The following is an 11,275-nucleotide window of genomic DNA, read 5'->3' as shown; positions in this document are numbered from 1 at the left end:
GGGCGAAAGTAGGGGCTGCTGACTCTTCCCCATAAGGGGGAGCCTCGGCGACCACCTCTCCCTGCGGGGTCACGGCATATTCATGCCACCAGTCCAGCACCCGACCGGCGGGGCCACCGCACCGATTGAAGCGCTGGTGCAGCACCACGAAGTACAGGCCCGGTGTTGGGCCCTTGAAGATGGCGACGTCCAAGCCCTGCTCTGGGCTGGAGCAGCCGGCGAAAAGGTCGGGGTACGGGTTCGTCCTCACCAGCTCGCGAACCGCGGCTGCTGCCGCAATCGCAGCCCCTGCTTCCATGGGTTGACCGACGAGCTGCGCGGAGTGCTCGTCCGGCCACTCGACCTTGCCCTTCCATGTAGAGGCGCGCGCGGCACATCCGGAAAGTGCGGCGATGAGCACCGCGAGCACACACCCCTTGAGCATCTCTCTCTCTCCTGAGTCCAGCACCCTGCTGGGAGGTGCGGGCCGAGTGCAGCAGCCCTTGCTTGCCTCAGACCGTGACTGGAGTCTATTCGCGCAACAATCGCAGGGGTTCGTCGCTGCAGCGGGGCGTGCGGCCATGGCTTTCGGCCCCACGGGGCGCGCAACGTCCGAGGGTGACCCAGGTGCCACGCGTGGTGCTCCACTGCTGAACCTCGCCCGTGGGAAAGTAGCGAACGTAGGTGCGTGTTCCATCTCGGTGCTCGGCCACCATCGCGGAGGCCATCTCGATGGCTGTGTTCCTATAGATGGCCGGTGCCGGGTTGCCCGGGAACAGCCGCACTTCCGCCATGGCCACATAGGGATTGAAGGTATCCTCAATGCCCCCACGTTGAGAAAGCCGTGAAAGCCCCCACCGTCGTCCAGCTCCGGCAACATCCGGATGACGGGCGCCGGGTCCGTCGCGGCCAGCTCCACCCGGGGGCCTGGGGTGATGCCCATGACGTTGCACACCACCACCTCCTCCGCCTCGATGTCGCAGCCCCACCACCGCCCCTGTGCGTAGCCCACCTCGAAGACCTTCAGGTCCGGCACCGTCTCCAGCAGGTGCTTCGACATGGGCACGGAGTCCTCGCTCCACGCCGCCTCCGCGACCAGCCGCGTGTGCGCGTTGCCCGCGAGCACCAGATGCAAGTCATTGGGCCGCGCCGAGCGCGCGTTCATCACGACGCGCGCCATCCGCGCATCCCGCGCGCTGCCATGGCTCATGTCCGTACCGCTCCGCCACAGCCCGCCGTGAGCACCATCAGCCCTGCCAGCGCACCGCGCATCGAGGTTCCTCTCTTCCCGTTCAACGGTTGCGCCTGCAACGCAGGATGCGCCACCGGATATCGGGAAGAGCGGAACGACCTACCGCTGCGAATACAGCGGCGTCAGCGCCCCCAGGATGATGCGCAGGAGCGCCTGTCCCTCGGCGGTATCCGGGCACAGGCCGCCCCAGACGAGCGTCAGGCGCTCGGCCACGGGGCGCCAGTACATGCGCCCGCGCATGGCCACCGGCTCGTAGCTCTCCCGGCCGCCGGCGAGGTAGTCCTCCTCGGGCACGCCGAACACCGCGTAGTACGTGAGGTCCGGCAGCAGCGCTTCCTCCACGCGGTGCAGCCCACTGGGGATGATGCAGGCCACGTCCGCGAACTGCCACGCGCCCTCGCGGCCCGACGTCACCTCCCGCACCTCGAAGCTCATCTTCGCGGGGGGACACCCCAGCTCGCCGGCCGTGAGGAAGTTGTAGTCCAGCCGAGGCACTTCCAGCATCTCGTCCACGTCCGGCCGGCCGTCGCGCTTGAAGCCCCAGGGGTTGCCGTCGCGCTTGTACGAGCGCACGCCGTAGGCGCCGTAGAAGACGTTGTACCAGGGGCTGCGCGGATTGAAGTAGTCCGAGCACCCCGCGCCGCTCGGGAAGTCGCCGATGGTGAAGGCCACCAGCAGGTCGAACATCCGCTTCAGGTCGAAGGCGAGGAACGGCTCGTGCGCCACCGCCCCAATCGAGCCCGGCACCGTCGGCACTGGCGTGGGGATTCCCAGTTCTTCCAGGAAGTTCGTCTTGCCCGGCAGCGGCGTCGCGCCCATCGCCACCCGAGCCAGTTGTCTTTGCAGTCCCATGGGATTCCTTTCCTCATTCCGCAACGGCGGGCGGAACGGGATAGACTCGGAGCATGCCCGAGAAGCTCGTCTTCGAGCACACGCTGGAGGGCCTCTTCGTGAGAGGTCTGATGGGGCGTGTGACTCCGGTGCTCCGGGCGCGCTTGAGAAAGGTGGGCGTGGACCTGGACCGCAAGCTCCAGCCGGCCTACAGCTTCGAGACGTGGTGCTCGGCGGTGCAGGTGGCCGCGCGCGAGGTGCACCCGGACGTGCCGGACGAGGTGGGCTACGGGCTGCTCGGCGAGCGGATGGTGGACGGCTACCGGGAGACGGTGCTGGGGCGCGCGGCCTTCGGGGTGATTCAGCTGTTGGGCCCTCGGCGCGGAGTGAGCCGGGCGCGGCAGATGTTCCGCTCGGGCAACAACTACACGGAGACGCGGCTGGAGGACGTGTCACCCACGGAGGTGGACCTGTGGATGAACGAGGCGGGGCCCATCCGCTACTTCACCCGGGGCGCGCTGCTGGCCGGCCTGCGAGCCACGGGCGCGCGGCAGCCGGTGGTGGAGGTGCGGGAGTTCGACGACGAGTGCGTCACCTACCGGCTCATCTGGAATGAGCGGCGCGGGGGCTGAAGCGGAGCCGCGGCTGCTCGCGGTGGACCTGGGGCTGCGCTCCGGGCTGGCGCTGTACGGGCGGGATGGCCGGCTGCGCGAGTACCGCTCGCAGAACTTCGGGACGCAGACGCGGCTGAAGCGGGCGGTGCCCTCGGTGCTGCACGGGGTGGGGCCGCTGGCGTGGCTGGTGCTGGAGGGCGGAGGGCCGGTGGCGGACGTGTGGGAGCGCGAGGCGTCGCGGCGCGCGCTGCCGGTGCTGCGGGTGGCGGCGGAGGACTGGCGGGAGAAGCTCCTGTACGCGCGCGAGCAGCGCAGCGGCACGCTGGCCAAGGACGCGGCGGACGTGCTCGCCCGGCGCATCATCGTCTGGTCCGGCGCGGCGAAGCCCACGTCCCTGCGGCACGACGCCGCGGAGGCGATACTGCTGGGGCTGTGGGCCGTGCTGGAGGTGGGCTGGCTGGATAGGGTGCCCGCGGAGCTGCGGCGCTGAAGAGGGCCCCACGGGACAGCGGGGCCTCGCGTCCATCATGATGCGGCCCATGTCCCGCCCCGACGTCCCCCCCGTCCATGAAACCGAGCTTCCCCGTGCCGAGGGGCTGAACCGCCTGCTGGACCCGCTGGCCCGCGTGGCGTACCGCGGCGCCTATACGCTGGCGCGCGTGTACTGGTTCGTACGCCGGCCCCGGACGCGCGGCGTCTTCGTGGGCGTGTGGCACGCGGGGCGCGTGCTGCTCGTGCAGAACTCCTACAAGAGCCGCTTCAGCATGCCCGGCGGCGGCTACCACGGGGACGAGTCCCCCGAGGAGTGCGGCGCGCGCGAGCTGCGCGAGGAGGTCGGCGTGACGATGGCGCCGGGCTCCCTGCGCACCGTCTTCCAGACGGTGGGCTCCGAGGAGAACAAGGATGACCACGTCCACTTCGTGGAGATGGACGTGGATGCCGAGCCGCCGCTCACCATCGACCGCCGCGAGGTGACGTGGGCCGGGTTCATCGACCTGGACACGGCCCTGCGGCTGCCCGTCTCCGGGCTGGTGCGCGCCTACCTGGAGGACGCGAAGCGCCGGCGGAGTTGATCCAAGACGGGGACGAGTCCGTCGGCTCGCAACGCAAACGTCCAGAGAAGCCCGCCGGCTTCGGGCCGCTCCCGCCCGGAACGGAACGTCCATTCCGCGAAGCCCGCTGGCCTCGGGTGGCACCATCCGGAGCGGAACGTCCATTCCGCGGAAGCCTGTTGGCCCTGAGTCGTTCCTGCCTGGAGCGGAACGTCCATTCCGCGAAGCGTACCGCCCCCGGGGCGCTCCGCCCGGAGCGGAACGTCCATTCCACGCGGGCCCGCCGGCCCCGCGCTGCTCCTACCTGGAGCGGAACGTCCATTCCGCGAAGCCCGCCGACCTCGTCAGCCGCGCGGCGGTCACACCGCTCGACCGCTGACGGCGGGGGTCCAGCTCCTCGATAGAGGCACACAAAGGAGGCACACAAGGGCGAGGGCAGGGGCACTGGGGTGACCGCGAAGGCGAACGGACCTCCGTTCAGCCACCCTCGTGCGATTGCCTACCGCATCATGAATGAGTCCGTGCGTGAGGACGTCATTCGCACCACCCGGAGGCTGCGCGCTCCGGGCAGGGAGCACGGACGCCCTCAGCGCCCCACGGCCTGCGCGAGCGGCGCGGTGTGCTCCGTCCCGAGGAACAGGCGCGCCCGCGTCTTGGCGAGCTGCACGTGCGCCTCGTCCACGGAGACGCAGTCCACGGTGATGTCGTCATCCGGAGACTGCTCGGACGCCACCCGCGCCGTCTGCAGCCGGGAGATGGTCGAGTCCGACACGTGCGCGCACATCTGGCAGCCGTGCTGCCGCCCGTACAGCACCACCTCGCCGAAGATGGCCGCCGACTCCGGCTCCAGCGTCCTCAGTCCCCGCATGTCCGCGAGCACCAGGTGCCGGCCACCTCCGTACGCATCCGTCGCGTTCCGATAGGCGGTGGCGAAGTCCTTCATCTCGTTCGGCCGGATGAACCCGCTCAGCCGGACGGTGACGGTCCTTCGATTCATGTCATTGCTGACTTCGTACATGTGTGCGCCCTCCCCGCGGGGCAAAGATTAACAAAAACAAACACGCAATTGCACGCCACCCCCAGGCGCTCTGGCCGGGTTGGAATTGTGGGAATGCATTGCGCCCGAGCAGTCTCGAATGGACGGAACATTCCGGCCGCCGCGCAGCCGCGTTCCGCGCCAGCGCAATCCTCGCGTGATACCTGATGCGGGGGTGTGAGCCGCCCCTACGTGGACGGTCCCGTCTACGCGCGCTGGCTGCTCTCGCCGGTGACGACGGCCGAGCCGATGAGGTGCGCCAGCCGGAGCGCCTCGGGCACGTTGCCCCGGTCCGTCACCCGCGCCAGCGCCTCGGCCACCTCGGCCGGCTCCGCGCCCTGGACTTGAAACGTGAAGCCGCCGAGCTGATGGATGGGCCCCGCGCGCTTCAGCTTCGCCCAGCGCTCGTCCGCGCGAGGCAGCCGCCGGAGCGCGCGCTCCACCGCGTCCAAATCCGGATGGCGCCGCATCACCGCCACGCAGGGCTTCTTCAGCCGCGCGGCCAGCTCCGGCAGGTCCACCACGTTGAAGCCACCGAAGGCGATGCCGTCCAGCAGCACCAGGTGCAGCTGGGGCAGGAACTTGCCGCCCTCCAAGAGCCGGCACACCTCGCGCGTGGCGTTCCACCCGTCGCGGCGCACGCGCCCCCAGACGAGTCCCTCGAAGCGCGTGCCCCCGCACACCACGCCCGCCAGCGGCACGGCGGCGCCGGGACGGCGGGCGAAGGGTCCATCGTCGAAGCCGATGACTCGGGGCAGGCGGGGCAGGCGCATGGGGCTCCAAGCCTCGCAAAGCGGCGGCCCTGCCCGCAAAAGAGAAAGCCCGACCTCGCCATCGCAAGACCGGGCTTCCGGGACGTTCTACAGGAGGCTCGTCTCAGGCCGGACGCACGTTCTGCGCCTGCAGGCCCTTGGGGCCGCGGCCGACCTCGAACTCCACCTTCTGGCCCTCGGCCAGAGTGCGGAAGCCATCCATGTTGATTGCGGTGTGGTGGACGAACACGTCCTCACCGCCGCCGTCCTGCACGATGAAGCCAAAGCCCTTCGCATCGTTGAACCACTTGACGGTACCGGTTGCCATGAATCGCGTTCTCTCGTTTCAGAGCGGCTCGTGCCGCGGTGTTTCGCCCTCTCAGAAACCGAAGGGCCTGACTGCGGGCCATAGTCTGCACGGGGCGGGCCTCCGAGTGGAAGCCCCCCCGCCTGCTCTCCGAGCCAGCGGCCTCATGAAACAAGTTTCCCGCCTCCGGGCCCCGGGCAGGCGAGGACACGGGCGCCCTGCGTCATGGGCCGCGTGGCTACCTTGGCGGCAACGTCACGACCGGATGACCGGAAGGAGCGCCGCCATGGCCGAGCCGCAGACCCCGAACCTCTACACCTCTCTCGCCCCGCCCCCCGCTGCCCCGGAGCACGGCATGCGCCGGGTGATGCGGCGCACACTGGATAAAAGCGCTGCTGCTGGAATCATGTCGCGGCCGCTGTTCGGGAAGCTGCCGGTGCGCCGGTGGATTCCGCAGGATGTGCACTCGGTGCTCGACTACAAGGGCGGCACCCTGTCGGCGCTGGCGGGCGCGCTGTCGGATGACCCGGTGGCGAAGGCGGCGGGGCTGGCGCTGGGCTCCTCCGTCATCGGCGTGTCCCTGATGACGGACTACCGCTTGAGCCTCACGAAGCTCATCCCCATCGAGGCGCACGAAATCGCGGACTACGCGTACGGGGCGGCGGCCATCCTCGCCCCCTTCGTGCTGGGCTACGCGAAGCGCAGCCCCATCGCCGCGGCGGTGCACGTCGTGGTGGGCCTGACGACGATTCTGGCCTCGCTGGTGACGGACTACCGCTGCCAGACGGGCATGCACCTGGGCGGCGAGCTCGCGACGGACCCGGAGGCGATTGGCGCGTGAAGGCTCCCGTTCCTCCAGCGCGTGGCAGCACGGTGCGCGGCGCGCTGGAGGAGGCGCTGACCGCGGCGCCGGAGCCGGGCCTCACCGCCAGGGAGCTGTCCACCCTGGTGGGCATCTCCGAGAAGGACGTGGCCGACCACCTGGCCCACCTGGAGCGCTCGCTCAAGGCCCAGGGCCTGAAGCTGGAGGTGCTGCCGGCCAGCTGCATCTCCTGCGGCTTCACCTTCAAGGACAGGAAGCGCTTCTCGCGGCCGGGCTCCTGCCCGGAGTGCCGCTCCACGCGCATCGACCCGCCGGCCTTCCGCGTCACCAGCTGAAAAGACAAACGGCGGGGCGCCTCGTGGGCACCCCGCCGCTGTCTCACGTCGGGAACGCGTGGAGGCGGCTCAGGCCGTCTTCACCGCCGACGACGAGGTGGGCTTCACGTCGGGCGCGCCCTGGCTCTCGATGCGCATGCCGTAGAAGCTCTGGTACACGAACACCATCGACAGGGCGAAGAACACCGCCGAGAGGATGCGCGTCAGCGAGCCCTGGCCGGCGGCCTCGAGCTCCACCGCCAGCTCCACGGCGAGCAGGCCGAAGAGGGTGGTGAACTTGATGACCGGGTTGAGCGCCACCGACGAGGTGTCCTTGAACGGGTCGCCCACGGTGTCGCCCACGACGGTGGCCGCGTGCAGGTCCGTGCCCTTGGCCTTCAGCTCCGTCTCCACCAGCTTCTTCGCGTTGTCCCACGCGCCACCGGCGTTCGCCATGAACACGGCCTGATACAGGCCGAACACCGCGATGGAGATGAGGTAGCCCACGAAGAAGTACGGCTCGAAGCAGGCGAAGGCGAGCGTGCTGAAGAACACCGCGAGGAAGATGTTGATCATCCCCTTCTGCGCGTACTGGGTGCAGATCTGCACCACCTTCTTCGAGTCACTCACACTGGCCTTCTCCACGCCCTCCAGCTTGATGTTGGCCTTGATGAACTCCACCGCGCGGTAGGCGCCGGTGGACACCGCCTGCATGGACGCGCCGGAGAACCAGTAGATGATGGCGCCGCCGGTGATGAGGCCCAGCAGGAAGGGGGCGTGCAGCAGGGACAGGAACTGCGCCTTCTCCGGGTTGAGCACCTGCTCGTCGTTGGCGCCGGTGGTGATGCCCACCAGCATCACGATGATGGAGAAGATCATCGTCGTGGCGCCCACCACCGCGGTGCCGATGAGCACCGGCTTCGCCGTGGCCTTGAAGGTGTTGCCCGCGCCGTCGTTCTCCTCCAGGTACTCCTTGCCCTTCTCGAAGTCCGGCGTGAAGCCGAAGTCCTTCTGGACCTCTTCCTTCACGTTGGGGACGTTCTCGATGAGGGACAGCTCGTACACGCTCTGCGCGTTGTCCGTCACCGGGCCGTACGAGTCCACGGCGATGGTGACGGGGCCCATGCCCAGGAAGCCGAAGGCCACGAGGCCGAAGGCGAACACCGGGGCGGCAATCATCAGCTGGCCCACGCCCGCGCCGGAGATTCCGCCGCCGGAGAACCAGAAGGCCAGGCCCATGAGGATGGCGATGATGAGGCCCATCCAGTACGCGGAGAAGTTGCCCGCCACGAGGCCGGAGATGACGTTGAGCGACGCGCCACCCTCGCGGCTGGAGGTGACGACCTCGCGCACGTGGCGGCTCTCCGTGGAGGTGAAGACCTTGATGGCCTCCGGGATGATGGCGCCGGCCAGCGTGCCGCAGGTGATGATGGCCGACAGCTTCCACCACAGCGTGCTGTCACCGCCCAGGTTGGGGATGAGCACGTAGCTGACCGCGAACGTCAGGGCCACGGAGATGAGCGACGTCAGCCACACCAGCGCGGTGAGCGGGTGCTCGAAGTTCATGTGGCTCGCGTTCTTGTACTTGGCGGACTGGACCACGTTGTTCAGGCCGTAGGCGGCCAGCGAGGCGAGCACCATCACGATGCGCATCATGAAAATCCAGACGAGCAGCGGGACGCGGAAGGGCGCCTCCACCGCCAGCAGGATGAAGGTGATGAGCGCCACGCCCGTCACGCCGTAGGTCTCGAAGCCGTCCGCCGAGGGGCCCACGCTGTCACCCGCGTTGTCGCCGGTGCAGTCCGCGATGACGCCCGGGTTGCGCGCGTCGTCCTCCTTGATGCGGAAGACAATCTTCATCAGGTCCGAGCCGATGTCGGCGATCTTGGTGAAGATGCCGCCCGCGATGCGCAGCGCGGACGCGCCCAGCGACTCACCGATGGCGAAGCCGATGAAGCAGGGGCCCGCGAAGTCCGCCGGGATGAACAGGAGGATGGCCAGCATCAAGAGCAGCTCGGTGCTGATGAGCACCATGCCGATGGACATACCGGCCTGCAGCGGAATGGCGTACGTGGGGTAGGGCTTGCCGCGCAGGGACGCGAAGGCGGTGCGGCTGTTGGCGAAGGTGTTGACGCGGATGCCGAACCACGCGACGCCGCACGAGCCCGCGATGCCCACGAGACTGGCGAACAGGATGATGAGGACGCGACCGGCATCCATGTGACGCAGGAAGCCGAAGTAGCCCACCATCACCACCGCGATGAGCGCCCACAGAATCCCGATGAACTTCATCTGCGTCATCAGGTACGTCTTGCAGGTCTCGTAGATGAGCTCGGAAATCTCGAGCATCGCCCGGTGCACGGGCAGCTTCTTGAGGCTGGCGTACTGCAGGAAGCCGAACACCAGGCCGATGACGCAGACCGCGATGCCCGACAGCAGCAGGTCATGGCCATTGATGCCGCCGATGAACGTGGCGGAGCGGAAGTCCGGCAACCGGAGGTCCGCTTCGCTGGCGTGCGCGGCGCTGGCGACGAAGGCCGTCAGCAGTCCGAGGACCCTGGCGGCTCCGCCGGTGGTGCTCTTCTCGAGAACATCCAACCGCGAATCAGTGCGTGTCATGGGGGTGCAACTCCTCACAGAGACTCGTTTTCCAAACACACGGAGAGTGACTCCGTGCGCCATCGGGGAAACAAGGAGTGGTGTCGAGGGGTTGGCCGCCTGCGAGCGTAAAACACCGCGCGCCTGCGCTTCAGCACAGCCTCGCCCTTCATCGCGCCAGTCGCTCGCAACGAAGGCAAAGCCGCGAATAACACGGACGCGACTCCGAAGTCGAATTCGGGAAGTGTTAGGAATATGCCATTGACCCTGCCTTCCGGGGAAAGCAGGGTCAATCCCACCCAAGAGCCGAGCCCAGCTTTGACGGACTCAGGGTCTCAGTCGGATGAGGAAACCATCCTGGGCGCGCGGGTACGGGGTTTCCGCGGGATGCGCGCGCGCCAGGGCGCCCGTCATCACGGGGTGGCCGGTGTTGTCCACGGCCAGCCGGCGGGGCAGCGCCGCGACGGGATGGGTGAAGCTCCGCACCCAGACCGGGGCGCCGTCGTCCGGGAGGAGGCGGGCCACGTACACGCCCGCGGGCGCGCGGCCGCCGCGGCCCAGGTCGAGCCCTCCGTCATGGGTGCCCGCCAGGGTGAGCTGGCCCGCGTCATCCGTGGCCAGCGTGGCCGCGGTGGCGTCGAAGGAGCGAGCCCAGCGCTGCCGGCCCTCCGAGTCCCACGTGGCCACGAAGCCCTGGTAGCCGCCCGAGGCGTGGGCCCTGCTCTGGAAGTAGAAGCGGCCGGTGAAGTCGCCGCCCACGAAGACGTTGTCCCGTCCCACCGCGACGGCATGGGCGGTGCCCTCGGCGCCGCGCAGGTCATGACTCCAGGCGTGAGCGCCCTCGGGTGTCAGCTTGAGGACGAAGGGCGTGCGCTGACGCACGGTGACGAAGGAGGGCCCGCCAAAGGACACGAAGCCCGCGTAGGCGCCCGCCACGTGGATGCCGCCGAAGAGGTCCACCGCCACGGCGCGGGCCGTCACCAGCCCCTCCGGGCCCGCGCTCCAGCTGCGGCTCCAGTGCGTCCTGCCGTCCGCCGACAAGCGCACGGTGAAGGCGGCGCGCTCCCCCGGAGGCGGCTCGCGCACCGCGTCCCCGAAGTCCCGCCGCCCGGTGAAGTCTCCCACCAGCACCACGCCGCCGGTGCCGTCCGCCGCCAGCGCCTGCACGTTGAGCGCGCCGTCACCCGGGAAGGCCTTCACGTGCTCCACGGCGCCCCCGGGCGACAGCCTCGCCACGAAGGGGCCTTCCGGCAGCCGGGCCTCGCCCAGGGTGAAGCCCGCCGACAGGCCGCCGAGCCACGCCTGGCCCCGGGCATCCACGGCGAGCCCGCCCACCCGCGTGCGCGTGGCCCCCTCGTGCGGCACCAGCCCGTGCGCCCAGCGCAGGGCTCCGCCCGAGGAGAAGCGCGCCACCATCAGGTGCGGCGTCTTCGATAAATGGTTGAAGGGCAGGGGGCCTCCCCCGAGGTCCAAAGGCTCCCGGTACGTCGCCGCGACGAGAACGTCCCCGTCGGGGGCCACCACCATGTGCGGCGCCTCGCTGTCCCCCAGCACCAGCGACCGCGACCACGTGATGACACCCTCGCCCTCGCCCGCGACCGACCCCGCTACCTCCAGGTCCGGAGCTCGCGGTGACGCATGCGCCTTCTCCCCGCACCCCACGAGGAGACCTCCCGTCGCGCACACCGCGAAAATCCACCCTCGCCCCACCATCCCC

General features: G+C 69.3%; 12 protein-coding genes. 5 read left to right on the top strand and 7 right to left on the bottom strand.

Going from position 1 to position 11,275, the window contains the following annotated elements:
• Both HG543_RS45675 and HG543_RS45670 read right to left on the bottom strand, forming a co-directional pair.
• A partial coding sequence (locus tag HG543_RS45675; RefSeq protein ID WP_169351257.1) for a hypothetical protein occupies positions 1–424 on the bottom strand: 424 nt, incomplete at its 3' end.
• A gap of 906 nt (positions 425–1,330) precedes the next feature.
• Positions 1,331–2,083, bottom strand: a complete 753-nt coding sequence (locus HG543_RS45670) for a hypothetical protein (RefSeq protein ID WP_171818962.1) — start codon at positions 2,081–2,083, stop codon at positions 1,331–1,333.
• A gap of 53 nt (positions 2,084–2,136) precedes the next feature.
• Between HG543_RS45670 and HG543_RS45665 the strand changes: the two genes are divergently transcribed.
• Genes HG543_RS45665 through HG543_RS45655 form a run of 3 tightly spaced genes read left to right on the top strand, consistent with a single transcriptional unit; the run spans position 2,137 to position 3,749 of the window.
• Complete coding sequence (locus HG543_RS45665) at positions 2,137–2,694, top strand: DUF2378 family protein (RefSeq protein ID WP_169351255.1); 558 nt, start codon at positions 2,137–2,139, stop codon at positions 2,692–2,694.
• Positions 2,675–3,166 carry a hypothetical protein gene (locus HG543_RS45660; RefSeq protein WP_169351254.1) on the top strand — a complete coding sequence of 164 codons (492 nt, stop codon included), beginning with the start codon at positions 2,675–2,677 and terminating at the stop codon, positions 3,164–3,166. Before HG543_RS45665 ends, HG543_RS45660 begins: the two co-directional genes overlap by 20 nt.
• Positions 3,167–3,215: 49 nt before the next feature.
• Positions 3,216–3,749 carry an NUDIX domain-containing protein gene (locus HG543_RS45655; protein WP_169351253.1) on the top strand — a complete coding sequence of 178 codons (534 nt, stop codon included), beginning with the start codon at positions 3,216–3,218 and terminating at the stop codon, positions 3,747–3,749.
• 565 nt (positions 3,750–4,314) lie between these two features.
• On the opposite strand, the gene HG543_RS45650 is transcribed toward HG543_RS45655, so the two are convergent.
• The 3 genes from HG543_RS45650 to HG543_RS45640 all read right to left on the bottom strand — a co-directional run bounded on the left by HG543_RS45650 (position 4,315) and on the right by HG543_RS45640 (position 5,844).
• Entirely contained in the window at positions 4,315–4,725 is a 411-nt protein-coding gene (locus HG543_RS45650) for a hypothetical protein (RefSeq protein WP_246357768.1), read from the bottom strand.
• Positions 4,726–4,970: 245 nt separating this feature from the next.
• Positions 4,971–5,537 (bottom strand): endonuclease dU, encoded by a 567-nt coding sequence (locus tag HG543_RS45645; protein WP_169351251.1) that lies wholly within the window; start codon positions 5,535–5,537, stop codon positions 4,971–4,973.
• Between the two features lie 103 nt (positions 5,538–5,640).
• Positions 5,641–5,844, bottom strand: a complete 204-nt coding sequence (locus tag HG543_RS45640) for a cold-shock protein (RefSeq protein ID WP_169351250.1) — start codon at positions 5,842–5,844, stop codon at positions 5,641–5,643.
• A 265-nt stretch (positions 5,845–6,109) separates the two neighbouring features.
• Between HG543_RS45640 and HG543_RS45635 the strand changes: the two genes are divergently transcribed.
• Together HG543_RS45635 and HG543_RS45630 are read left to right on the top strand one after the other, a co-directional pair.
• Positions 6,110–6,664 carry an SPW repeat domain-containing protein gene (locus tag HG543_RS45635; protein ID WP_246357767.1) on the top strand — a complete coding sequence of 185 codons (555 nt, stop codon included), beginning with the start codon at positions 6,110–6,112 and terminating at the stop codon, positions 6,662–6,664.
• Complete coding sequence (locus tag HG543_RS45630; RefSeq protein WP_169351249.1) at positions 6,661–6,981, top strand: transcriptional regulator; 321 nt, start codon at positions 6,661–6,663, stop codon at positions 6,979–6,981. The genes HG543_RS45635 and HG543_RS45630 overlap by 4 nt, the downstream gene beginning before the upstream one ends.
• Positions 6,982–7,050: 69 nt before the next feature.
• Here the strand turns inward: HG543_RS45630 and HG543_RS45625 are convergent, their stop codons facing one another.
• Both HG543_RS45625 and HG543_RS45620 read right to left on the bottom strand, forming a co-directional pair.
• A complete protein-coding gene (locus tag HG543_RS45625; protein WP_169351248.1) occupies positions 7,051–9,579 on the bottom strand; it encodes a sodium-translocating pyrophosphatase in 2,529 nt (842 codons plus the stop codon).
• A gap of 306 nt (positions 9,580–9,885) precedes the next feature.
• A partial coding sequence (locus tag HG543_RS45620; protein ID WP_246357766.1) for a hypothetical protein occupies positions 9,886–11,275 on the bottom strand: 1,390 nt, incomplete at its 5' end.

Source organism: Pyxidicoccus fallax, from assembly GCF_012933655.1.
GTDB classification, from domain to species: domain Bacteria; phylum Myxococcota; class Myxococcia; order Myxococcales; family Myxococcaceae; genus Myxococcus; species Myxococcus fallax.
Note: the sequence above shows the minus strand (reverse complement) of the source record. Positions and strands in the feature narration are given on the sequence as shown.